Below are 25,648 nucleotides of genomic sequence, written 5' to 3'. Positions count from 1 at the left end.
AGTGCTGCCTTGTCTTAACGCTACAGGCCGGGACTGGCTATGACCAGCTACAATGCTCTTAAGATTTAACAAATATTGGGGCGGATACGGCTAATTCGGGTTAGGAGATTGAATTAAGCTTGTTTTTTTGCGCCCGATTAGTTTGCCGGGAGTACATTAAACCGCAAACAACCAATATCGCGCCAACCGTACCAAACAGTGTAACCTGCTCATGAAGAATAAGGATTGCCATTATATAGCCTAAAACCGGGGTTAAGAAAAGCCAACCGCCGGCTTTAACCGGATCTTTAAGAACCAGGTTTAACCATAACGAATAAGCAACTATAGATACCGGCACAACCAACCAGATAAATGATAAAGCAAAGTTCAAATCTAATTTAATAAAGCTATTGGCCCGGTTGAGCCATATAACAGGCAAGAAGAAGAATCCACCTATGGTAATTTGCCAGCTGTTTACCGCCATTCTGGGCAAATCCATTTTATTTTTTGAAAAATATATACTTCCCGAAGAGAGGGCTGTGATACCGGCAATCAAAGCCATTAGTCCTTTAAAAGTTACATGGCTGTGCATAAGGTTGGGTATCGAGGCCAGTACTAAACCGGAAATGGAGATCACGATGCCAATCCATTGCCTGGCTGATGGTCTTTTATCAAGGAAAACCGCCGAGAGCAAAATAAGGATCAATGGATTAGTGGCCGTTGCCAAACTAATAAGCCCGGCCGAAACCGTTTGAATCGCAATAAGGTAACCCGTCATATATAGTGTCACGTTACATAGGCCTAAGATCAATAAATGTCGCCACTCACCAATACGCGGCCATCTGTTGCTTTTTCTCTTAATAATGTAGATATAGGTGAGTAAAATGATGCTAACCAATGCGAATCTTAAAAAGGTTAACAAAAAAGGATCAGCCGACCGTACGGCAAACTTGGTGGCTATGGTAGCAGAAGCCCAGAAAAAAGCGAATAACAACCCTTCAATGATATCCATCTTAAAAGTTCAGTAAGGTATCAGTAATTAAAGTATTTGGCATGATAGATGATTTAGAACCTGTTTAAGTTTCTTTCAAAATATTTTTATACACTCCATTGAGCACATATACACCCGTAATTATAACAAACTGATTGTCAGTGTATATCCCCCCCCACACACAACACCCTCGCCACCGTCATTGCGAGGTACGAAGCAATCCCCAAATTACAGAGTCGCTGTGCAAATCCGCCCTGTAATTTGGGGATTGCTTCGTCGTTCCTCCTCGCAATGACGATCTTTTTATTTATTTTAAAACAGGCTCTGAGCAATATCAATTATAAAGGGATAGATCAAAGGTATATGTAGCTTATTAAAATTGATACCGGCATTTCGCCATACCATTTAAGCTGCTTATAGAATCACCTAATTTCGTTTATATTTGATTGTGCAAAAGTTTACATTATTGTATTATGTATTACATGATGCAATAATATGAAATTTAACTATACCTTTGTCCCAATATTTAATAACTGATTCCAGATTTATAACTTTTGTTAGTACCTGGTTGAGGATTGCATATTAAACTACATGAAATCTAACGATCTTATTGAAAGCATTAGAAATATCGATACCAGTTCCCTTGTTGACAGGGTTGAAAAGAATTTGATTGAGCTTTTTATAGAAAAGAACTTTAAGGTTGGGGACACTATTCCCAAAGAGCTTGAACTAACCCAGGCAATGGGTGTTAGCCGCACTGTAATTCGCGAGGCCTTACTCCGGTTACGAATGATGGGCTTGATTGATTCCAAGAAAAAAAGGGGAGCCGTGATTACCAGCCCTGACCTGATCTCGATTCTTGAAAAAAGCATGAATCCCCAAATATTAGATATTTCAACCCTAAAAGAGATATTTGAAATGCGTTTGTCATTGGAGATAGGAATGGCCGATTTTATTATTGAGCGGGTAACGCCTGAAGATATTGCTGAATTAAGGGCTATTGTTGCTGTTGAGCCCAATGAAGCGCAGGCTGAAATATTTTTAGTAGAACAGGAAATAAAGTTTCACGGTAAGTTGTACGACATAACCGGAAATGAGACCCTAAGGAAGTTTCAAAAAATGCTGTTGCCGGTTTTCAATTATGTACATCAAAGCGGCCTGCTCAAAAAGCCGGTAACTTTTAAAAAGTTTGTTTCCCATGCAGGCCTGGTAGATTTAATAGAAAACGGATCAGCAGAAATGCTTAGGAATGGAATGCGAAACCATTTAGAAAATCATTTTTCCCGATTGTTTGAATAACATGAGTGATAAGTAATTCATAGTTAAACTAATAAATATAAGTGTTTTAAACCGCACTTATTTTACTTCGCAAAAGCTATCTTAAAGCTAACTACCTGTTTAATACACCTGGCCGGCTTCTTCTCGTCCTGCACAATAATGCGAAATGGGCCATCGGCCGGGAGTAAAGGTTTTCCATCTACCTGGTTAGCAAGTATGATCACGCGATCTGTATAGCTTTTGTCAAGTTCTGCCAAAGCAAACGTTACCTGGTAACCATCACTGGCATCAACCAATAAATATTTAGTTAGGTTTTCGCCCTTCAATTCGGGCCCCATGGTAACACCTGCTTTTTGTAACAGGTCGGCAACAGGCACGCCCGAGTAGGTGTGGTCTTTACCGTCCCTGTCTTTTCTTACTACGGTGGTTTGATTGAACTTCTGCAGGTCTTCATTATTAATAGTCAGCGGAGTAGCAACCTCTCCGGTTATTTTTACTGCGGCCTGTTGAGATTGCGCTATGGTAAGCAAAGGCAAAAGGCTCAAAAAGGCCAGAGCGGTAATTAAAGATATTTTTTTCATGGTATATTATTTATTTGAGGCAATACGTAAACGAGGGTTGGAAAATGCGGGGTTACTGATGAAAGTTGAATCGGTTAACATGTTTAAAAAAGCGATCAGCTCTTTTTTTTCTTCGGGTAATAGCTTTAATGATGTGCCACCAATTTCATTAGACTCTCCCTGTAAAAAGGAACTTAAAGAAGCGGATTGTTTGATGTGATCGCTATAGTGGTCTATTACCTCTTCCATTGTTTTAAAGCGGCCATCATGCATATAGGGTGCGGTAAGCGCAATATTCCTTAACGTTGGCACTTTGAACCGTCCGCGATCTGCGGGTAAGCCTGTTAAAGTTTCTATACCTTCATCTTTGGGAATACTATCCAGGCCATTGTTATGAAATAACTCCATGTAGGTTTTGGCGCCCCCATGGCAATGTGCACAGTTAGCACCACGGATACCTTTTTCGGGCTGCGGGAACTGGTTAAATAAGGCCATTCCTTTTTGTTCCAGCTCATTAGGCTGATAAGCATTTCTTAAATATTGGTCATAGCGTGAATTAGCCGAGATCAGCGTACGCTCAAATTGGGCGATGGCTTTCACAATACGGTCGCCATTAATCAGGGTGTCGCCATAAACCAGCTTAAATAATGCAGGATAGGATTGAATACGACTAAGCTTTTGAGCGGATATAGTTAAAGATTGCCCCATTTCATGCGGGTTACTTAAGGGGGTAGCAGCCTGCTCTTCCAGGCTGGCCGCACGGCCATCCCAAAAGAATTTCCTTGTCCAAAGCAGGTTAGCCAACGACATCGAATTTCGGGTTGATAATACATGGTCAACGCCTTCGCTCAATGCTTTACCATCTGTAAAGGCTTTCTCTTGCCTGTGACAGCTTGAACAGGACAATTTATTGCCAGCCGAAAGCGCTGTTTCATAAAACAGAAGGCGACCGAGGTAAACGCCTTGTTTAGTTGTAGGATTATCAGCAGGAACATTAATACGATTGCCGAAGTTAGCCGGATAGACCAATTGAAAGGAACCAGTGGGGATAGGATCTTCGTAATAAGTCCAGGCTGATAATCCAATGGTGAGGGAGAACAGAAACGCCAGTACACCAACTTTAGATAAAGATGTATACCGGTTTAATTTCAATTTATATCGTTCTATCAACACCTCAAATGATCAATTAATAGTTAAACATCAGGTTAACAAAGTAATTTCTTCCTTCTTCGGGGTAACCTTCTACAAGTGTATAGTTACGGTCGAATAAGTTGTTTACACCGCCTTCTAAAGATAATCCTTTTACCAAAGTAAGGTGTGCTTTTACATTACTTAAATAAAACGCGCCGGATGTTGTGCCGTAACTGGTGCTATATCTTTTTGAATTATACTCTTCAGATGCCAGCACGTATAATTTGGCAACAGGCGAATATTGTATCGACGCAAACACCTTATGCTTGGGCACATCTGTAAAATAGATTTGAGGGGCCGACAGATTGTTACGCACGATGAGGGTATAATTGGCGTCCACTCTTAATTGCGTGTTAATTGGGTAACCGGCGGCAAATTCTGCGCCATAATATTCTGCCCGGCCAACGTTTTGCACCTGTGAAAGGTTTACGTGCGTGGTAGGATCCACAGCTACATTATTAACGGTTTGGATACTATTATTGATCTTACTGTAAAAGCCGGATGCCTGTAAGGTTAATTTACTGCCAATAAGCGTATGATAGCTCAAATCATAATTTAAGGCGTCCTCTGCTTTCAAATCGGGATTGGGAATGGCTGTGCCTAATTTAAAGGAATAGCGATCCTTGATGGTCGCAAACCGGGTTTTACGCGCCACAGAAAAGCTAAGTGAATTGGTATCATCCAAATCATATTGAACAAGGCCCTGCACATTCCACGCGCTGTTTCCGCCACCGGGCAGGTCAGAAATTACGTTGTTGCTGTACAGCTGCGCCTGAGTATTACGCCTGTCATTAAAACCTACACCCGCATTTACCTTCAGGGCCGACGTAATATGGTAGGTGTCTTCTGCACCCGCGTAGAAATTATTATCAGCATCACGCCGCGTTGGTTCGCCTACGTTGTGTTCCCGGTGCACATCCTGTTTGTATTGCCCCACAACGCTAAAGCTATTATTCTTGATATCAGTATTCTCAAATATCACGCTGCCTCCCAATGTGTAATCATTATAAATACTTTTAAAGGCATAAGGTTTGGTAATGGTGCTATAGTTTACATCGTCATAACTGTCAATCTCGTTTTTAAACTGGCTGTAATACCAGCGGGTTTTAATCACATTAGTTGCATTGATCTTGTTGTTGCTTAACAGGTACAGGCCCTGGGTATCCCAGTTAGGCCATTTCCAGTAACGCGGTTTGGTGAGTAAAGAATTTTGTGGGTCGTTGCCCGCGTATACGGGTGTACCTTTTGTACCATGATGGTAACTATAGCCAATAGCATACTCCTGCGATGCCGTTGGCGTAAATCCAACTTTGCCGCTTACATCAATATCGTTGCTGTAAGAATTATCCCGGTGGCCGCCATCTTCATTTTTAACCGGTGTAAAAGATGATGAAAGCGGAAAATAATCGCGTTTTAATTGCGAAGCAGAAACCTGGTAATAAAACTTACCTAAGTTAGACCCAATGTTTGTATTAAGGCGGTAGCCGCCGTTAAGGTATCCGGCAACCGCGTTCAGTTCAAAAGGGTTTGCAGGTTTGCGGCTCACCAGGTTTATCGCTCCGCCTTCGGCATTTGGCCCGAATAATACGGATGAATAACCTTTAGAAATATTAATCTCCGACAGGTTAAATGTATTATACCTTGCCAAATCCACATAACCATCGTAAGGTACATATAAAGGGATCCCATCTAAATAAACAGGAACCTGGCGGATATCAAACCCACGTACATTTACAGCCGACTCATTTCGTGGACCAATGGCTGTAAGGGTGACACCGGGCAATAAACTCAAGGCATGCGATACATCGTACCGGTTATATAAATTAAGCGTACCGGCGCTTAGCTTGTTGCTTCTTAAACTGTCTTTGGTGCCTATAATATTAACCTGGCCAAGTTGGAAGACATGTTTGCTTGTATCTGCAACCTGCGCATTAGCCTGCACGCTAAAAAAACATGATAAGATTAATAGGATAATTGTAAATAAGGGTAATGTTAGCTTCATTTTTATAGTTTTCGTTATGCTTTTTTATATATAACGCTAAGCTATAGAAAAGCTTCTATTTTTTATTATCCTTTCATTAAAAATTCAATTGTTTAAAGTTTTTCTTCGTGCCTACCCATGGCGGCTTGTAAAAAGATTGGTCATCCTGAGTTCTAAAATTCCGCGAAATTCTGAAGGTGGAATGGCAATATAAAGCTATGTCATTGCGAGGAACGAAGCAATCGCGAACTGTACAGATCCGCCTTGTATAGCATGCGATTGCTTCGTGCCTCGCAATGACATGGTGGACTTGTAATGGGTAGTTGTAAAATCCGCGGCCTCTGAAGGTAAAAATAACAAACCGGCGAAAAACTTACGAAGTTTTAAAAACTTCGTAAGTTTGGGATCTACAACTTGTCATGAGCAAGCACGAAGCAATCTACTTAAGCCGACCGGGTGGCCTTTTCAATATTATCCCACATTTCGGCCGGGATCATTTCAAGCGCGTTGAACTGGCCGGCACCTTGCAACCACTCTCCCCCATCGATGGTAATAACCTCTCCGTTTATATAACCCGAAAAATCGGACACCAGGAAAGCGGCCAGGTTAGCCAGTTCCTGCTGCTCACCTACCCGTTTAAGGGGTACCCTGTTCTTAAAATCAAACTTTTTGGCCATATCTCCCGGAAGCAATCGGTCCCATGCCCCTTTTGTAGGAAATGGGCCTGGCGCAATGGCATTGGTACGTATGCCATGCCTGCCCCACTCAACCGCTAAAGAGCGGGTCATGGCCAACACGCCTCCCTTTGCACAGGCAGACGGCACCACATAGGCCGAACCGGTAAAGGCATAGGTAGTAACAATATTCAATATATTACCAGGTATTTTTTCGCCAATCCAGTATTTACCCAAAGCCAATGAGCAATTGGCAGAACCTTTTAAAACAATATCAATGATAGCCGAAAACGCGTTTGCCGATAAGCGTTCGGTAGGCGAAATAAAATTACCGGCTGCATTGTTTAAAAGCGCATCAACCCGGCCAAATGTCTCAATGGCTTGTTGCAGCATTTTTTCAACTTCGTCATATTTCCTAACATCGCAGGAAATGGGTAATACCTTGCCACCTGTTTCGGCTTCCATTTCGGCAGCCGTTTGTTTCAAAACATCCAATTTACGGCTGGTGATTACCAGGCTGGCGCCTAATTGCAAAAAGTAAGTGCCCATTGCCCTGCCAAGCCCGGTTCCGCCACCTGTAACTATGATGGTTTTTCCCTTCAGGGCATTTTCCCTTAGCATACCACCGGCAGTTGCGGGATTGAATGGCGTAGCATTATTTGGAGTTTCCGGATCTGTCATCATCAATTAATTAGCAGCAGTATTTTTTGATTTTAAATTTTGGATCATCATTTGCAATCCCTGCCTGGTTGCAGGTGCCCACCATTGCTCCAGCATCTTATTTAAAGTATCGGTTTGATCGACTTTTAACTTATTGATCAGCTCCTTACGTAAGTTAAGCTTACTTTGGCTCCAGGTAACCGGGTTAAGCTTCATGTAAGCTGTTACCTTTTCAATAGCGGCATTCATCAAGCCACCCGGCGCGCTGATTTCATCAATCAACCCCGCTTCAAGCGCTTCATCTACCTGCAGCAATTTCCCCTCCATTAAATATTGATAAGCTTTACGCTGACCAAGCCAGAAAGCATACAGATTAAAAACGCTATCGGGCACAATAATACCAACAGGGATTTCATTTAAGCCGATGATGAATTTACCCGTAGCCATTACCCGGTAATCGCAACAAATAGCCAATATGCAGCCACCGGCAGGGCTATGCCCGCTTATGGCCGCCACTAACGGCTTCCTGAAAGCTGTTAAAATATGTTGCAGTGCCAAAAAATCGATCCAAAATTCACGACTTTGGCTTTCATTATATTCATAAGCCTCAATCAGGTCTATCCCCGACGAAAAAAAGCCTTCCTTCCCGGTTAAGATCACCCCGCCTACATTGTCATCATTCTCCAGCTTTTTTATGCAGTCGGCCAGTTCTTTAACCATCTGGTGGTTGATGGCATTTGAACGCCCCCTATCCAATGTTATCACCACCAGTTTGCCCTGTATTGTTGTTTGAAATGTACTCATCGGCTTATTCAGTTTACAAACGTTGGATTTTCGTTCACTTCGCTGGGGTACATTTTATCTATTTCGGTCTTGTACTTTTCAGCAATTACTTTTCGTTTCATTTTACCAGTTGGCGTAAGTTCCCCGCTGTCTATAGACCATTCATTGGATAACAATGTTATTTTCTTCACCTGTTCAACATGGTTAAACTCGGGATTATAAGTATTGATGATGGATTGATATAGCTCTATCACCCTGGCATCTTTAATTAACTCTTTGTTGGATAAAAATGGGATCTCATTTTTATCGCACCAGGGCTTTAAATGGGTGTAAGAGGGTACGATCAACGCGGCAACAAACTTTCTTTCGGACCCAACAACCATCATTTGCTCAATGAAATAATTTTCTTTCATCTTGTTTTCGATAGGTAAAGGAGCTACGTATTTGCCACCTGATGTTTTAAATATCTCCTTTTTGCGGTCGGTTATTTTTAGGAACGAGTCCTTGTCCAATTCGCCGATATCCCCGGTATGGAACCAGCCATCTTCTATTACTTCGGCTGTAAGCTCTGCATTTTTATAATATCCGGCCATGATATTGGGGCCTTTACAAAGGATCTCACCATCGGCGGCTATCTTAACCTGCACACCGCTCAGCAAGGGGCCAACTGTTCCGAATCTCCTTTTGCTTTTTTCATAACAGTTTACGGCAATTACCGGCGAAGTTTCGGTAAGCCCATAGCCTTCCATAATAACGATATTTGCCGCGGTAAAAATCCTTTCCAGCTTAACCGGGCAGGCCGAGCTGCCGACCACTATCGCTTTGATATTGCCGCCGATGGCGTTGCGCCACTTGCTGTATACCAACTTATCGGCTATGGCCAGTTTAATTTTGTACCACAGGCTGGTATCATGTAACTCATAGGCTTCTGCCACCTTTACCGACCAGAAAAAGATCTTCCTTTTTATACCGGTTAGCTTTTGGCCTTGCACCATAATTTTCTCAAACACTTTTTCAAGCAAACGCGGCACGGCTGTAAAAAGCGATGGTTTTACCTCTTTTAAATTTGGCCCGATGGTGTCCATATTTTCGGCATAGTAAATGGAAAAGCCGTAGTACAGATAAACGTAGGTACACATCTTTTCAAAAATGTGATTCAGGGGCAAAAAGCTTAAAACGCTTCTTTCTTTTAATGGTATCTGGCTAAGCACCGCACCAGAAGCCATTGCATTGCTCATGATATTTTTATGAGTAAGCATTACCCCTTTAGGTCTGCCGGTGGTACCAGATGTATAAATGATGGTTGCAATGTCGTTTTCGGTAATGCTATCGCTTATCGCTTTTATTTTTTGCTCATAGCCATCAGCCAGGGGCTTAAGCAGCACGCTCCAATGCGTGCAATCATCTATATGGTCAAACGTGTAAATGGCTTTTAGCGATGGTATGTTTGCGTGTACCAGTTTTACCTTATCGCACAAATCTTTACTGCTTACAAATACAAATTTAACTTCGGCCTCATTCAGGATCTGTTCAATTTCTTTGGTACCTGTGTTGGGATATAAGGGAACCAGTATAGCACCGGTTTGCTGTACTGCCAGGTCGGTTATTATCCACTCGGGCCTGCCATTGCTGATCAGCCCAATTTTATCCCGCCCGGCGGCGGTACCGTCATTACCTGAAACGCCCAGATCTATCAACGCGGTGCATAACTGGTAAACCATGGTATGTACCTCGGCTGTGCTGTATAATTTCCAGGAGCCATTTTCTTTTGCATTCAACAAATCTACCCTTGGCGCCCTGGCCTGGGTGTTTATGCAGTCAAATAATCGTGTCGCGTTTTCCATATGGCAACAGTTATCTTATATAAAGGTTAGCCTTTACAGTAATTCAAATACACCCGCTGCGCCTTGCCCGGTGCCTACACACATGGTAACAATACCATATTTTTTATCCCGCCGTTTCAATTCATTAAACAGCTGAACCGAAAGCTTGGCCCCCGTGCAGCCAAGCGGATGCCCAAGCGCTATCGCGCCGCCATTTACATTTACTATTTCGGGATCAAGCTCCAATCCTTTAATGATAGCCAATGATTGCGATGCAAACGCTTCGTTCAATTCAATCAGGTCGATATCCTGCTGCTTCATCCCCGCCATTTTCAATACTTTGGGGATAGCCACCAATGGCCCTATGCCCATAATGCGTGGAGGAACGCCTGCCACGGCATAATTAACCAGCCTTGCAATTGGTTTAAGGTTGTTTTGTTTTAAAAAGCGTTCGCTTACCACCATTACAAAAGCCGCCCCATCACTTGTTTGGGATGAATTGCCGGCGGTTACCATTCCCTTCGCGTCAAAAACAGGCTTTAGTTTAGCCAATGCGTCAATGGATGTATCTGCCCTTGGACCTTCATCTGTATCTACTTTAAATTCCCGGTTCTTTTTCTTGCCGCTTTCATCAATATAGGTTTCCACAATATTTACCGGGGCTATTTCATCCTTGAATTTACCCGCCTTAATAGCGTTGATAGCTTTCTGGTGCGAGTTATAAGCAAACTGATCCTGCTCTTGCCGACTGATATTATACTCTTTTGCCACTGCTTCGGCTGTAAGGCCCATGCCCCAGTAATAATCAGGGTGTGCCAGGGCAACATCAGCATTAGGAACAATGCGCCAGCCCCCCATCGGGATCAGGCTCATGCTTTCTACGCCGCCTGCTATAATACAATCGGCAATGCCGCTGTGTATTTTTGCAGAGGCTATGGCGATAGTTTCCAGGCCCGATGAACAGTAGCGGTTAACGGTCATACCGGGTACTTTATCGGTATCCAACGCCATGAGCGATATGAGCCTGGCTACGTTTAAGCCCTGCTCTGCCTCGGGTGTTGCATTGCCTACAATCACATCGTCAATCTGCTCTTTATCAACATTAGGCACAGATGCCATTAACTGCCTTATCACATCTGCGGCAAGGGTATCCGGCCGGGTAAATCTAAACCCGCCCCGGGTAGCTTTTCCAACAGCGCTGCGGCTGGCTGCCACTATATATGCGTTCATTTTATCGAGATTTTTGTACGTATTAAAATTTAGTTCCTTAACACTTTGCCGCCTGTTAAAATAGACTGAATCCGCTCAAGCGTTTTCTTTTCGGTGCAAAGCGAGATGAAGGCCTCACGCTCCAATCCCAGCAAATAATCTTCGCTCACTATCGAAGGCTGAGACAAATCGCCACCAGAAAGCACATAGGCCAGTTTCTGAGATATTTTAACATCGTGCTCACTGATGTAATTACCACTGTACATGGTATTAGCCCCCACATAACCCAGACCAAGGGCCTGCTTGCCCAATACCCTGATATCGCTGCGCGGGATGGGTTGCATATAGCCCTCATTGGCCATTTGCAGGCATTGCTGCTTGGCTTCGGCAAGTAAGCGCTCGCGGGATACCACAACCAGGTCTCTTCCCTTTTTAAGGTAGCCAAACTCAAAAGCCTCATAGGCCGATGTGGATACTTTAGCCTGACCAATGGTTAAAAACCTATCCCGGAAATTATTGAGTTCGATATCACCGTCCTGTAGTTCATCTGAAAGGCGCAGGGCAAATTCTTTGGTTCCGCCGCCGCCAGGTATAAGGCCAACACCAAACTCAACCAGGCCCATATACAATTCGGCATGGGCTACTACTTTATCGGCGTGTAAGCACATTTCACAACCGCCGCCCAAAGCCATTTGATGCGGCGCTATTACCACCGGGATAGATGAATAACGGATGCGCATCATGGTATTTTGAAAGGCCTTGATGACCATATTCAGCTCATCAAACTCCTGCTCAACGGCCATCATAAATATCATGCCCACATTAGCCCCGGCGCTAAAATTGGCTCCTTCGTTTGAGATCACCAGCCCTTTGTAGCTTGTTTCGGCAAGTGTGATGGCCTTATTAATGCCTTCAATTACTTCCCCGCCTATAGTGTTCATTTTGGTATGAAACTCCAGGTTCAATATGCCATCTCCTATATCGGTGATGGTAGTTCCGCTGTTTTTCCATACCGTATTTGTGGCGCGGATATTATCCAACAGGATGAAACCTTCCGTTCCCGGAATTTCCTTGTGGCTTTTAGATTGGATATCATAATACAAGCGTTTACCATCCTCTATTTTATAAAAGCTTTCTACCCCTGCCGCAAGCATGTCATACACCCACTGGGCGGGTTTGTTTCCTGCCACCTCCATGGCCTTTACTGTATCTTTAACACCCAGCGCGTCCCATTTTTCAAAGGGGCCCATTTCCCAGCCAAAACCTGCGCTTGTGGCAGCATCTATTTTATAAAGCTCGTCGGCTATTTCGGGAATGCGGTTACTGGCGTAAGCAAATAGCTCATAGAATGTAGCGCGGTAAAAATCGCCTGCTTTGTCTTTTGCTGCAACCAATATCTTTAACCGGGCTTTAAGGCTATCGACTGTTTTGGTAGTTTCCAAAGAAGCAAATTTCACTTTTTGCGATGGTTTGTATTGCAGGGTTTGCAGGTCGAGCGCGTAAAACTGGTTTACCCCGTCAACTTTTTCTTTTTTGTAAAAGCCCTGCCCGGTTTTACTGCCCAGCCAGTTATTTTTCAGCATTTCATCTACAAATGATGGGATCCTGAACAATTCCCTGGCCTCATCATCCGGCGCGTTTTTGTAAAGGCCATTGGCAACATGCACCATGGTATCCAAGCCAACCACATCATTGGTGCGGAACGTTGCCGATTTAGGGTGACCAATTACCGGCCCGGTTAGTTTATCAACCTCCTCAACCGTCATCCCGGTTTTTTGCACATAATGCAATACGCTCATGATACTGAAAACCCCAATACGGTTACCAATAAATGCCGGGGTATCTTTGGCCAAAACTGTGGTTTTGCCCAGGTACTTGCTGCCAAATTCCAACAAAAAATCAACAACGCTTGCCAATGTTTCTTTTGTGGGGATGATCTCCAATAGTTTTAAATATCGTGGAGGGTTAAAGAAATGGCTGCCGCAAAAATGCTTCCTGAAATCATCACTCCTGCCTTCGGCCATTAAATGAATGGGGATGCCGGATGTGTTTGAGGTGATAAGCGTACCCGGTTTCCTGTATTTTTCTACCATTTCAAATACCTGCTGTTTAATATCCAGGCGCTCAACCACAACTTCAATCACCCAATCGCAATCGGCAATTTTGGGCATATCGTCATCAAAATTTCCGGTGGTGATGCGTTTTGCAAATGATTTCAGATAAACGGGCGATGGGTTTGATTTTAAAGCAAAATCAAGCGCATCATTAACAATTTTATTCCGGGCTTTTTTATCACCCGCGGGGGCATCTTTGGGCACAATATCAAGCAACAGTACCTGTACGCCGATATTTGCAAAATGGCAGGCTATACGGCTGCCCATTACTCCCGACCCCAATACCGCAACTTTTTTTATAATTCGTTTAGCATCCATCAGTAAAGCTTATTTATTATTATTTTCTTATTCGGCCCTTGACCAAGTAGTGGTACGCCCAAAAAGCGAAATGCCAATGTAACCGCGTATATCAAGGGTTTTACCTTTGTAGGTTATTTTGCAGGAGTACGTTTTGCCGTTATTGGGATCGTAAATTGTTCCTCCGGTGTATTTATCATCGCCGTCTTTCACAAAACCGGCTAATACGGGCAGACCTAACCTGGGCCTCGAACGTAATTTTTCGTCAACATTCAATTCATCAACTTTAGGTTTGCCGTTTTTTAAGGGTTCTTTAAGCCATACCACCTTGCCGTTAAACTTGTTATCGGCATCTTTGGTGATCAATATTTTGGCGCTTTTTACATCATTGTACCACAAGCCCTCTATTTTATCAGTTTGCGCTTTTGCACATACACTTACAGATACTGCAGTTAGCAATATCAATACAAAACGGGCGGATTGCTTTATGGATACGAACATTGCTTTAGGTATTATTTTTATAAAAAGCCTCTTCTTTTTTTGAAATGTCCAAATGCTTTGTAGAATCGCCCAACAGCGATTTTCCGGCACATGCAGGTATCATTTTAAAAACAGGACAGGCAGAATTATAAAATGGTTTATAATTTATTCCCGGCAATTACCGGGTGGTTTATAGTAACAAATATCTATTTATACAGCGTATTACAAAGGTTAAAACGGCGGAAACATTTGTCAATATTTCGGATATTAAATTTAACTGGTTTTATTTGATAATTGCCTCACAAGGTCGATATATTGCTGCATAGCGTTATCTGCAGTTGTGCCTTTCAATTTTAGCCAGGCATCAAACTTTGCTTTGGCCACAAAATCAAACATACCCGGAGGATTGTCTGTATTTATATCACCTTCCGTTCCCTGTTTATATAAACTGTAAAGGCGCAGTAATATTTCATTATCTGGTTTTGATGATAGTAATTTACTATCCGTAACCGCTTTTTCAAAGGCTTCTTTTAAATCGCTCATTTTTAAACTTTTGATTTCAGGCAGGATCGCCCTCTTCCAGATAATCGCTGCTCCTGGGTGCATTCATAAACATCTGACTCAATTCTATTGGTAATATGGCCAGTTTGCGTTTTTCCATATCTATCCAGGATCCTTCTGCGTTTATAATTGCGGCTTTAACCCCATCGCCACGGTACAACTCATGCCTTATGGCCCAGCGGGAACCGTCGCGCCGGGCTTTGATGAGTTCGCAGGTTATCTTTATGGTTTCATTCATACCTATCTCGCGCAGGTAAATCAGTTCTTCCCTGAATAATACAGGGCCTATTTTGTACTGATAAAGCGTGGGTAATTTTAAACCCAGGCTTTCCAGCATGGTGATGCGCGCCTGTGCAGCAAAATCGGCATAAGCCGAGTGCCTCATGTGTTGGTTCGAGTCGATCTGCGACCAGAGTACCTGCCCTTCATAAAAAAAATCCATAATGCTGATTTAGACCCTGTTTAATTTTTATTCGGTAATAATTTCCTACCCTCCATTGAGGGCGTATACACCCGTCAATTGTGAAGTACAAAGCTGAAACATTCGCATGAACGCTGGCTGCGACTCACCCGGTCTACGCTTCGCTGGACCACCCTCTCTCCGGCTGCGCCGTAAAGAGGGTTTAAAAGTTTTTTGCCCTCTTTGCAACGAAGTTGGAGAGAGGGCCGACGGGCGGAGCCTCGTCGGGGTGAGTCGTCTGCGCCCGGTTTACGTCATCATCTCCTTCACAGTCCGCAGGTTTTATAACTCGCAATGGCTATATTTTTATTTATTTTTAAACAGGCATTTATTATTTATGCTGTTCTTTAAATTTCCTGACTGCCGCGGTTAGCCTTGGTAAAACCTCCATCGCATCGCCAACAACGCCATAATTGGCAGCTTTAAAAAATGGAGCTTCGGGGTCTTTGTTAATCACTACTATCGTTTTTGAACCGTTAACACCTGCGAGGTGCTGTATGGCCCCCGATATGCCTACGGCTATATACAAATTGGGGCGCACGGTACCACCTGTTTGGCCTACATGCTCATGATGTGGCCGCCAATGTGAATCGGCCACAGGGCGCGAGCAAGCTGTGGCAGCACCTAACTCTTTTGCCAGGTCTTCTAATATGCCCCAGTTTTCCGGGCCTTTCATCCCCCGACCACCAGACACCACCAGTTCTGCATCGGCAAGCGATACCTCGCCCGTTACTTTATTTACCGATTTAACTTTTACCACAAAATCCTTTTCACTAAAGCTTATATCCAGCCGTTCTACAACAGCCTTACCCTCCTGTTTTGTTGCGGGGAAAGTATTAGGCATCAGCATAATTACCTTTGTATCGCTTAAAATATTCACATAAGCGAACGCTTTACCCGAAAAGACTGCTTTTTTAATTACAAATCCTTTTTCGGTATCGGGATACGAAAGCGCGCCAGCCACCAAACCTGCTTTTAATTGTACAGCCACGCGTGGGGCAACCATTCGCCCGCCAATGTCATGAAGTGTTACAATTATTTTGGCGGTTTCTTTTTCGGCCGCCGCTACCAATGCACTCGAATACGCTCTTGCATGAAACTCATCCAAACGGGCATCGGCAATGTGTAACACTTTTTGCGCGCCATATTGACCAAGGCCTTCCATTTCGGTTTCGGTAACAGTTCCTAAAACAAGCGCTGTTACTGTTGTACCTGCTTTTTTGGCTATTTGCGACGCATATTGTACAGCCTCGAAATTTTTCTTTTTTATAACTCCCCCGGTATGTTCTACCAATACTATTACAGACATATTTTTTTTATTAGGATACGCCGTTGTAAATACAACAGACAATAAAATTGATATTAAATAACCCGCGCCTCGGTATGTAACAACGCCACCAACCCGTCCATATCATCCGGACTTACCAGTTTTATGCCGGCCTTGGCAGGAGGTAATTCATAGGTTAATATTTCTGTTACCGCTGTTATTTTAGATGGCACAATTACCTTTAAAGGCCGTGTGCGGGCGGCCATAATGCCACGCATATTGGGTATACGCGCCTCGGCGACGCCTTTTTGACAGGATATAACCAAAGGTAAATTACAGGTATCCGTTTCTTCGCCACCCTCTATTTCACGCTTTACCAAGGCTGCGCCTGATTCAATCTGAATATCGGTTGCAAAACCAATGTAATCCATATCCAGCAAACCGGCCAGCATAGTTCCGGTAGTGCCATTATTGTAATCTATAGATTCCTTACCGCATAAAATAAGATCGTATCCTACCTGCGCGGCGTATGCTGCTATATAACCGGCGGTTTCATAAGCATCACTACTCTCAGCGTCAATGCGAATGGCTTCATCGCCACCCAATGCCAGCGCTTTCCTCATCACGGGCTCAACATCTGCTTTACCTACAGTTATAAGGTGAATTTCGGTAGCTATACCGCTTTCTTTTAATTCGATGGCCCTGATCAAGGCATACCATTCATCGTACGGGTTAAGCACATAGGTAACGCCATCGCTGCTAACCGAGGTATTGTTATTCTTTAATACAATTTTAGTACTGGTATCCGGCACCTGGCTTATACACACTAATATTTTCATTATCAGATTTTTGTTTTTTAGGTTGATGTAATAAACTTAAAAGGTTAAGAGTACAGGATGTGCGATTCCTTTCCCGAAGCTACCGTGGTACACATCTTTTGAAATCGTATCACTAAACAAAACTGATGTCATTTCGAACGAACCAGCGGGGCATGCGCGCGCTGGGGGTGAGGAGAAATCTTGTACAAACGGACATTCGGCTTTGCGAGTTGTATAAGATTTCTCTTTCGCGCCCCGCACATGCCCTCCTTCGCTCTATCGAAATGACATTTTTCTTTTTTTAGAAAGATGTGTACACACAGTAGCCCGTTGGGAGGGAATAAAAATCTTTTAAACACTCAAGGTTCAATAAACACATTTTCCTCTCCTACCCCGTAACTTTAAAAACAGTATTTATTTTCGGCGATAAGCCTGGCGGCGATGTTTCTGCGTGCCTGGGTTGTATTAAAATCTTCGGTTTTGGTGAAGCGTTTTAGGCCCATCAGCATCATCCTGCGTTCGTCGCCTTCGGCAAATGAGTTTAATGCCTCCCTGCCAGATTTTGCCAGGTGCTCTGCCGCGTCGTTGATATAAACACGCATGATATCCAACTGTTCTTTACAGGCATCCTCCCCTCTTAAGCCTACCAGTTTTTCTACCCGCAATTGAAGGGATTCGCTCACGTAAAGCTCTATCAGCATATCGGCCAGATTCATCAGTACTTCCTGCTCCTTGCTCAATTGAGCCATTAACTTTTGAACTGCCGCGCCCGCAACCATCAAGATGGCTTTTTTAAAGTTGGCGATGTATTTCTTTTCTTTGGCGAATAAGCTATCGTCACTATCTGCCCCAAAGTCTGGGATGCTTACCAGCTCGCCGGCTACTTTTTGGGCAGGGCCCATCAGGTCAAGCTCACCTTTCATGGCGCGTTTAAGCATCATATCAACCGTTAACAGCCGGTTAATTTCATTGGTACCTTCAAAGATCCTGTTGATCCGGGAATCGCGGTAAGCCCTATCCATCGGTGCTTCAGCACTGTAGCCCATGCCACCGTAAATCTGTACGCCTTCATCGGTTACATAATCTAACACTTCTGATGCATGAACTTTAAGAATGGCCGCTTCTATGGCGTATTGCTCCGTTCCTTTTAATTTGGCTTTTGTTTCATCCAGGCCCGATGAAATCAACATTTCTGTAGCCTCTTCCATGTTCTGGCAGGCCCGGTACACTGCCGATTCTGAAGCATAGGTACGGATAGCCTGTTGGGCCAGTTTATATCTTATAGCCCCGTATTTTGAAATGGAACGGCCAAATTGCTCACGCTCATTGGCATAGCGCACCGAAGCCGTAATCACATCCTTGCTTGCCCCAACAGTGCCGCCGCCCAATTTTATACGACCAAGATTTAAGATATTAACCGCTATTTTAAATCCGTTCTGCCTATCAGAAAGCAGGTTTTCTACCGGCACCTTGCAATCGTTAAAAAACACCTGGCGGGTCGAGCTACCTTTAATACCCATTTTATGTTCTTCGGTATTTAGCGAAAGTCCTTCAAAATCTTTTTCGACAATAAAAGCGCTCAAGTTTTCATCATCATCTATTTTGGCAAAAACGGTAAATATATCGGCGAAGCCCGCGTTGGTGATCCACATTTTCTGTCCGGTGATAAGGTAATGCTTACCATCGGCAGAAAGCTTTGCCCGGGTTTTACCCGAATTGGCATCTGAGCCTGCAGAGGGTTCTGTAAGGCAATAAGCACCTTTCCACTCCCCGCTTGCCAGTTTAGGCACATACTTTTGTTTTTGCGCTTCATTACCATAATATAATATGGGCATGGTGCCGATGCCCGTATGTGCCGAAAACGCGACAGAAAAGGAATGCCCGGCCCCAAGCTTTTCGGTAACCAGCATAGATGTTTTAAAATCTTTGCCAAAACCGCCGTATTCTTCGGGTACGGATATGCCTAATAAGCCAAGCGCGCCGGCCTCGTCCATTAAATGACGCATTAGCCCCTCCTCCTGTTCGTCAATACGTTGCAGGTTTGGTGTTACCTGTTGTGCCAAAAAGTTGGTACATGTTTCGGCTATCATCAATTGCTCTTCATTCCATTCTTCGGGAATAAAAATGCTATCTGCAGCAGTTTCCCTGATCAAAAACTCCCCGCCTTTTATAGCTTTCATTGGTTCAGTGGCATTCATAAAATGACTATTTAATTTTATCTGTTTTCCTTTTCAAAAATTGGTGTCACCATATCATTCACGATAGACGGAACCAATTTTACTTAGTTGTATTGTTTTTTCATACTGCACAGGTTTCCCCGGTTAGCAAGGACACCGTTTTTTGTGGCAGCTATTGGTTTTATAATCAGGAGTAAAATTAATGGGCTTGTTAAAGCAAAGAAAGGTCTGCAATGCGGAGATATTAGTCAAAAAGTCGGTTGATTGGGTTAGATTGTACCCACATCTTTTTTATTAAAGAAAAATGTCATTTCGAACGAGCAGGCGCTGGGGAAAGCGGGGGGCGAGGAGAAATCTTATACGATTGGCATGGCCGAACGTCCGTTTCTATAAGATTTCTCCTCACCCCCCCGGCGCATAAAACCACCCCGGTTCGTTCGAAATGACACCGTTTTGTTTAGAGTGTAGGTTTAAAACGATGTAAGTATGCGGTACCTAACGAGCCGATACCGCCCTGTAATCTGACGGCGACATGCCGGTTTGTTTCTTAAAATACTTGCCGAACGACGATTGATCGGGGAAATGTATGTCTTCGGCTACACGGGCTATGCTGATGTCGTGATTTCTCAATAATACTTTGGCTTCCAATATCACGGCATCATCTATCCACTCCCCTGCTGTTCTTCCGGTAACGTCCTTAACGGTTTCTGTGAGGTGCTTGGGCGATACACAAAGCGCGTCGGCATAATACTGCACGTTACGGTGTTCTTTATAATGATGAAAAACCTGGTCCTGGAAAAGTACATTCAATTCCTGTTTACGGGTTTGTTTACCTTTTATAATGGTATGTTGTTTTTCGTAAATGGCCTGTATTTCATAAAGCAGGGTTGTTAAAATGCTCCTGGATATTTCAACATCGTAGGGATGCCCTTCACGCTCCAGTTTCTTCTGTATCAATAAATAAATTTCCAATATCATCCTGGCATCCGCGTTATCCGGATAAATTACGGGGATAGACGCGCTTTTGAAATAGCTGAATGATTCCAGGAAATGACTGTTAACACTATTTTCTGTTAAAAAAGCTTTACTAAAAACAACAAAGCGGCATAAAAAATCGGGGCTGCTGTTATAGATCCTTAAAACGTGAAAGGGAGTTGCCAGCAGCATGGCATCGGGCCTGGCATCGTAAATCTGCAAATTGGCTTCTACCTTGGCAGTGCCCCGTGTACAAATACCTATAATATAACCATCAGAGCGATAGGGATATTCGCTTAAACTCAGCAACTGTTTTTCATCAACAACAAAAAAATCAGCACCGGCCAGCTTATCGGCATAAAGATGTGCAAATTTTGATAGGCTTAACTGTCCAATCTTATTATTCATACATTTTCAATATATAAATTATTTAACGTATTCAACAAAAAAACATCTAAAAAGCAGGGAAATCGCGTTTAACATTTCTGCATAAAGTAACATCTTTCAATGTGCATAACAGGTAGCCGCTATGCGGCATTCCTTCGTCTTATTAAATATTCGATGCCGCATAGCGGCTACCTATTTGTAGAACAAGTAATTTATGTTTTTTTGCTCCATAGGAGCTACCTTTTACTACGCAAATCTTTAAAAGCAATTTCCCTTATCTAAAAAGACAAAGGCTTTAGTTAGATTTTCATCGCAGATATTATATTAAAACGTTATCCGACCAACCTAATCCAACTCACTCAACATAATCAACCAATCAACCGACTTTTTGACTAATATCTCCGCATTATAGCCCTTTTTTTCTTTTTAATCCGCACTAATTTTATTCCTGATAGTTGCAAGCTGTATTCCTCATACAATTGCCTGTTATGAACCAATTATATTCTTATGAAAAAAGTTTTACTATTGGCGCTATTTATAGCGCCGCTGATGGCTTTTTCCCAGGGTTTCCAGGTAAACCTGGAGGGACAAAAGCAAATTGGGATGGGCCATACCGGGGTAGGTACCCTTCAGGATGGCGCATCTGTATTTTTTAACCCCGGCGCGGTAGCTATGCTGCCCGAAAACTATCTGCAAGGTGGCATAAGCCCATTATTTTTCAAATCTGATTTCAACCCGGCGGGAACATCGGTACAAAACAGAACTGCAAACAAAGTTGCTACTCCATTTGAATTTTATGGGGTATGGGGACCAAAATCATCTTTCTGGAAGTTCGGTCTTGGTGTTTATACACCTTTTGGCGGTTTAACAGACTGGGGCAACACCTGGCAGGGCAAATACGTGTTAGAAAGCCTTAATTTAAAAGCCATTTATTTTCAGCCTACATTAAGTATTAAACTGGCCAGTTTCCTGAGCATCGGGGGCGGTTTTGTTTACAACCACGGGAGTGTTGATTTAACCCGGGCAATACCGGTAGCCAACAGCGCCGGCGATCCCGGCCAGGCCGAATTAAAAGGCAGTGGTAAAGGTTACGGATGGAATGCAGGCATTTACATTAAAACAGAATCGGGTGTAACTATAGGTATCACGCACCGGTCGAAAGTAAATACAACCATCGCTGGCGGCAATGCCATTTTCAGCGTACCGGCATCACTACAAAGCAGTTTTCCGCAGCCTAATACTTTTACCTCAACCATTCCATTACCGGCCACCAATTCAATAGGCTTTGGGTTTTACCCCAGCAGTAAGTGGATACTGGCCCTTGATGCCAACCTGGTTAACTGGGATGTTTATAAAACATTATCATTTGATTATAAAACCAATACTGCCGCGTTACAGGATACGCACTCTGCCAGGAATTACCAACAGGCAGTTAGTATACGGGGCGGCGCGCAGTACAAAGCTACAAGCACCCTTGCGCTTCGTTTTGGCGGCGGCTATGCCAGTACCGCAGTTGCCGATGGTTATGTAACCCCCGAAGCACCGGATGCCAATCGCGTATATGGCACATTAGGACTGGGTTATACATTGGCCAAACACCTTGATATAGATGTATCTTTTGAATACGAACATTTGATGCAGCGTACTCAAACCAATATTGAATCGCAATTATCGGGAACATTTAAAACCAATGTTTATATCCCGGGAGTTTCATTGGCCTATCATTGGTAACCCTTAAAGAAATTATTACATGAAAACGTTTAAACAACATATTTATATTATTGCTGGGTTACTTTTATTAGTTGCCTGCAAAACCGAGATCCATACGCCGAAACCCGTTGCGGGCTCTGCCGATTTTTCGAGATACATATCGGTAGGCAATTCCCTTACAGCCGGTTACGCCGATGGTGGTTTATACCTGGCAGGGCAACAGGTATCTTACCCAAGCATTATTGGCAAACAAATGCAGGCGGTTGGCGGGGGTACCTTCACGCAGCCATTATTCAGCACCAGCCAGGCAAACGGATCGGGCTATTTGTCTTTAACCGGCTTTAATGCCGATGGTACGCCTATTACTACACCGGTTACTACAAACCTGGCTATCCGGGGTCAGTTAACCGTTCCGGGTTTTGGCAATGTTATCCTGTATACCAAATATGCTGGTGATATCAATAACTATGGCGTACCCGGTATTAAGCTGATGCATATTACTTATGCACCCTATGGCAACCTTAATAGTTATTTTGAGCGGCTTTTACCCGGTAATTCGCCAACAAACTCCACCACTTATCTTGATTTTGTTACCGCCAAGCCTTTTACCTTCTTTTCAAACTGGCTGGGTAATAACGATGCTTTAAGCTACGCTGTATCGGGTGGTGCCGGCGATGTACTTACCGACAAAAACACTTTTGCATATTTGTACAATGTTTTGATAAATACCTTAACCGCTAAAGGGCAAAAAGGCGTGGTGGCTACTATTCCAGATGTTACTTCACTACCCTATTTCAATACCGTAACCGTTTCTGCGATACTTGCCGGCGTACAAAAAGTAAACCCGGCTGCAAAAGCACTATATATTAACGCGCTGGTTTCGGGCAGTACCTATGCCCCACGCGCGGCAACAACCAGTGATCTTATTATACTCACCTTCCCTACAAGTAAAATTGGTCAAACGGTTACCACCCCATACGGACCGCTACCTTACGGACTAACCCCTTATACCCCTATAGACAATCAATACGTACTTGACGAAAAGGAAACCGCCTTAACCGAAGATTATGTAACATCATACAATACCATCATAAAAAACGTAGCAGCGGCAAAAGGTCTTGCTGTATATGATGCCTATGCTTTTCTGTTAAATATAAAACAGAACGGGATGGTGGTTGACGGGGTAAGCATTAACTCTAACTATATCAGTGGTGGTTTGTTTTCTTTAGATGGGATACACCTTACGCCGCGCGGCTACGCCATAGTTGCCAACGAGTTTATTAAGGCTATCAACAATAAATACAACTCCACTATACCACAGGTAAATATATCAGATTATAACGGGGTTAAGTTCCCCTGATTTAACCGGCAGTTTTTAGCAGATTTAGACAGGAATACAAATTACCAGGATAAGCTATCCCATACAAGGATAGCTTATCTTGTTTTTGCCAACTTTTAGCACTGTTTTTAACGCAAATTTGTAGGTTCTTAAACGCCTGTTCAAATTTCTTTAAAGGTTAGTTACTAAAATTCATGAGGCAAATATCCAGCCTTCAACCAGTCAAATCGGGAAGGAATGGTTTATTGACCATGTTATTTTTTTTGCGCCTGGATAATATCTTTCAGCTTTTGGTTGCCATTGATAGTTTTTAGCCCCTCTTCGTAGCCTATCATATAAATTTCTTCGGCTGCATCGGTATCAAAAATACCATACCCGCCCAAACCATGCGGTTCAATAACTATATCGCATAAAATTTTGCGGGTATTAAGGTTTGAGTTTACAGAAATCATTGCGGCCCGGTCAACCAGTTCTCCAAAAGACTTAATTTCCTTAACTACAGGTAAATGATTACATGACGAGCCCATGATCAGGTCGCAATTGCCTATCAATGGCTCTACCGGGAAATTATTGAGTATCCCACCATCTACATACATGTGGTTGTTAATGATGATAGGCTTAAAAATACCTGGTAAACAGCATGAAGCTAATATGGCCATATCCAGCTCACCGTCAGTAAAATAAACCTGCCGAGCTTCGCCCAGATCAACAGCGGCAACCGTAATTTTGATTTTAAGGTCCTGAAATGAGTTATGCGGTATATATTTCGATATTAAATGCCGGGCATGCAGTATCGAAATCAAGCCATTACTGCCAAAAGCAGGACGTAATAATTTAAGCAAGCTGCTTTCTTTAATTATCTGCAATATTTCTTTCGGGGCGTAACCTTCGGCTATAAAAGCTGCCGCAATGGCCCCTGCGCTGGTGCCGGATATATGCGAAAATTTTATACCATGATCAATCATGGCCTGCATTACACCTAAATGCGACACTCCGCGCACACCGCCTCCGGAAAGCGCTATACCTATTCTTTTAGGACAATTTTGATCGATGGTTGTATCCATTTTATACTTTTAACATTGTCACATACCTACAAAATAAAACATTGATTATCTGATGTTTAACATCAAATAAAAGTTAAACAAGCGAGCATATTCATAATAATAATGATCACCAAACTTAACATATATAGGAGTTGCGTACAATACATTCCATTGATATATTTATACAAATAAAAAAGCATGCATAAAGAACATCACGTTACCAGCTCAGAAACCATCAGGGATATTGTTATCGGCATGTCTGATGGGTTAACTGTCCCGTTTGCACTGGCTGCCGGATTGAGCGGAGCAGTAACCTCATCAGGCCTTGTAGTAACTGCCGGCATAGCCGAAATAGTGGCAGGATCAATTGCCATGGGCCTGGGTGGCTTTTTAGCCGGACGAACGGAAGCCGACCATTACAATTCTGAACTGAAACGTGAATACAACGAGGTTGAATTAGTACCTGAACAGGAAAAAGCCGAAGTAAAAGAAGTGTTTGCTGAATTTGGCTTATCCACCCATTTACAGGATCAAATAGCCGAAGAGCTATCCAAAGACAAAAAAAAGTGGGTCGACTTTATGATGAAATATGAGTTGGGATTAGAAGAACCTGACCCTAACCGTGCAACAAAAAGCGCTTTTACTATCGGCATATCCTACATAGTTGGCGGTATTATCCCTTTATCGCCATATCTTATTATCCATACGGCCCAGGAAGCATTGTATTACTCCTGCGGTGTAACTTTAATTTGCCTGTTTATATTTGGCTACTTTAAAAGCAAACTTACCGGGCAACCCGCATTAAGCGGAGCAATTAAAGTAGTTATTATTGGCGCATTAGCCGCCGGTGCTGCATTTGGCATGGCAAAACTCATTAACGGCAAATAATTA

Annotated in this window: 21 protein-coding genes; 4 read left to right on the top strand and 17 right to left on the bottom strand. The window is 43.1% G+C overall.

Annotated features, from left to right (window positions below):
* Positions 1–100: 100 nt before the first annotated feature.
* Positions 101–991, bottom strand: coding sequence for a DMT family transporter (locus tag FHS10_RS00145; RefSeq protein WP_259086599.1), 891 nt, complete (start codon positions 989–991; stop codon positions 101–103).
* Between the two features lie 570 nt (positions 992–1,561).
* On the opposite strand from FHS10_RS00145, the gene FHS10_RS00140 reads away from it, so the two are divergent.
* The gene (locus FHS10_RS00140; RefSeq protein ID WP_259086598.1) at positions 1,562–2,269 is read left to right on the top strand and encodes a FadR/GntR family transcriptional regulator; all 708 of its coding nucleotides are present in this window, start codon (positions 1,562–1,564) and stop codon (positions 2,267–2,269) included.
* A 62-nt stretch (positions 2,270–2,331) separates the two neighbouring features.
* Here FHS10_RS00140 and FHS10_RS00135 read toward each other — a convergent pair whose 3' ends face one another.
* From FHS10_RS00135 to FHS10_RS00065, 15 genes are all read right to left on the bottom strand, one after another.
* Positions 2,332–2,829: a molybdopterin-dependent oxidoreductase gene (locus FHS10_RS00135; protein WP_259086597.1), complete on the bottom strand. Its 498-nt coding sequence runs from the start codon at positions 2,827–2,829 to the stop codon at positions 2,332–2,334.
* Positions 2,830–2,835: 6 nt separating this feature from the next.
* Positions 2,836–3,960 carry a cytochrome-c peroxidase gene (locus FHS10_RS00130; protein WP_259086596.1) on the bottom strand — a complete coding sequence of 375 codons (1,125 nt, stop codon included), beginning with the start codon at positions 3,958–3,960 and terminating at the stop codon, positions 2,836–2,838.
* Between the two features lie 34 nt (positions 3,961–3,994).
* Positions 3,995–6,001, bottom strand: coding sequence for a TonB-dependent receptor plug domain-containing protein (locus FHS10_RS00125; RefSeq protein ID WP_259086595.1), 2,007 nt, complete (start codon positions 5,999–6,001; stop codon positions 3,995–3,997).
* Positions 6,002–6,423: 422 nt separating this feature from the next.
* Positions 6,424–7,335: an SDR family oxidoreductase gene (locus FHS10_RS00120; protein WP_374759817.1), complete on the bottom strand. Its 912-nt coding sequence runs from the start codon at positions 7,333–7,335 to the stop codon at positions 6,424–6,426.
* A gap of 6 nt (positions 7,336–7,341) precedes the next feature.
* Positions 7,342–8,118 carry an enoyl-CoA hydratase/isomerase family protein gene (locus FHS10_RS00115; protein WP_259086594.1) on the bottom strand — a complete coding sequence of 259 codons (777 nt, stop codon included), beginning with the start codon at positions 8,116–8,118 and terminating at the stop codon, positions 7,342–7,344.
* A gap of 8 nt (positions 8,119–8,126) precedes the next feature.
* Positions 8,127–9,941, bottom strand: a complete 1,815-nt coding sequence (locus FHS10_RS00110) for an AMP-dependent synthetase/ligase (protein WP_259086593.1) — start codon at positions 9,939–9,941, stop codon at positions 8,127–8,129.
* A 33-nt stretch (positions 9,942–9,974) separates the two neighbouring features.
* On the bottom strand, positions 9,975–11,150 hold the full coding sequence (locus FHS10_RS00105; RefSeq protein WP_259086592.1) for an acetyl-CoA C-acyltransferase: 1,176 nt from the start codon (positions 11,148–11,150) through the stop codon (positions 9,975–9,977).
* A 29-nt stretch (positions 11,151–11,179) separates the two neighbouring features.
* On the bottom strand, positions 11,180–13,561 hold the full coding sequence (locus tag FHS10_RS00100) for a 3-hydroxyacyl-CoA dehydrogenase/enoyl-CoA hydratase family protein (protein ID WP_259086591.1): 2,382 nt from the start codon (positions 13,559–13,561) through the stop codon (positions 11,180–11,182).
* Between the two features lie 27 nt (positions 13,562–13,588).
* Positions 13,589–14,041: a DUF2147 domain-containing protein gene (locus FHS10_RS00095; protein WP_259086590.1), complete on the bottom strand. Its 453-nt coding sequence runs from the start codon at positions 14,039–14,041 to the stop codon at positions 13,589–13,591.
* A gap of 252 nt (positions 14,042–14,293) precedes the next feature.
* Positions 14,294–14,563 carry an acyl-CoA-binding protein gene (locus FHS10_RS00090; protein WP_259086589.1) on the bottom strand — a complete coding sequence of 90 codons (270 nt, stop codon included), beginning with the start codon at positions 14,561–14,563 and terminating at the stop codon, positions 14,294–14,296.
* Between the two features lie 16 nt (positions 14,564–14,579).
* Positions 14,580–15,023, bottom strand: a complete 444-nt coding sequence (locus tag FHS10_RS00085) for an acyl-CoA thioesterase (protein WP_259086588.1) — start codon at positions 15,021–15,023, stop codon at positions 14,580–14,582.
* 349 nt (positions 15,024–15,372) lie between these two features.
* Positions 15,373–16,350: an electron transfer flavoprotein subunit alpha/FixB family protein gene (locus FHS10_RS00080; RefSeq protein ID WP_259086587.1), complete on the bottom strand. Its 978-nt coding sequence runs from the start codon at positions 16,348–16,350 to the stop codon at positions 15,373–15,375.
* Between the two features lie 53 nt (positions 16,351–16,403).
* Complete coding sequence (locus tag FHS10_RS00075) at positions 16,404–17,147, bottom strand: electron transfer flavoprotein subunit beta/FixA family protein (protein WP_259086586.1); 744 nt, start codon at positions 17,145–17,147, stop codon at positions 16,404–16,406.
* A gap of 380 nt (positions 17,148–17,527) precedes the next feature.
* The gene (locus FHS10_RS00070) at positions 17,528–19,324 is read right to left on the bottom strand and encodes an acyl-CoA dehydrogenase FadE (protein WP_259086585.1); all 1,797 of its coding nucleotides are present in this window, start codon (positions 19,322–19,324) and stop codon (positions 17,528–17,530) included.
* 474 nt (positions 19,325–19,798) lie between these two features.
* Positions 19,799–20,686 carry a helix-turn-helix domain-containing protein gene (locus FHS10_RS00065; RefSeq protein WP_259086584.1) on the bottom strand — a complete coding sequence of 296 codons (888 nt, stop codon included), beginning with the start codon at positions 20,684–20,686 and terminating at the stop codon, positions 19,799–19,801.
* A 486-nt stretch (positions 20,687–21,172) separates the two neighbouring features.
* On the opposite strand from FHS10_RS00065, the gene FHS10_RS00060 reads away from it, so the two are divergent.
* The gene (locus tag FHS10_RS00060; protein ID WP_259086583.1) at positions 21,173–22,396 is read left to right on the top strand and encodes an OmpP1/FadL family transporter; all 1,224 of its coding nucleotides are present in this window, start codon (positions 21,173–21,175) and stop codon (positions 22,394–22,396) included.
* A 19-nt stretch (positions 22,397–22,415) separates the two neighbouring features.
* Positions 22,416–23,735: an SGNH/GDSL hydrolase family protein gene (locus FHS10_RS00055; RefSeq protein ID WP_259086582.1), complete on the top strand. Its 1,320-nt coding sequence runs from the start codon at positions 22,416–22,418 to the stop codon at positions 23,733–23,735.
* Between the two features lie 233 nt (positions 23,736–23,968).
* Here FHS10_RS00055 and FHS10_RS00050 read toward each other — a convergent pair whose 3' ends face one another.
* Positions 23,969–24,778 carry a patatin-like phospholipase family protein gene (locus FHS10_RS00050; RefSeq protein ID WP_259086581.1) on the bottom strand — a complete coding sequence of 270 codons (810 nt, stop codon included), beginning with the start codon at positions 24,776–24,778 and terminating at the stop codon, positions 23,969–23,971.
* A gap of 177 nt (positions 24,779–24,955) precedes the next feature.
* Here FHS10_RS00050 and FHS10_RS00045 point away from each other — a divergent pair, with 177 nt between their 5' ends.
* Positions 24,956–25,645: a VIT1/CCC1 transporter family protein gene (locus tag FHS10_RS00045; RefSeq protein ID WP_259086580.1), complete on the top strand. Its 690-nt coding sequence runs from the start codon at positions 24,956–24,958 to the stop codon at positions 25,643–25,645.
* The last annotated feature ends 3 nt before the right edge of the window (positions 25,646–25,648 follow it).

Origin of the sequence: Mucilaginibacter dorajii (assembly GCF_024808255.1) — a bacterium.
Classification (GTDB): Bacteria; Bacteroidota; Bacteroidia; order Sphingobacteriales; family Sphingobacteriaceae; genus Mucilaginibacter; species Mucilaginibacter dorajii.
This window is presented reverse-complemented; position numbering and strand designations above follow the sequence as displayed.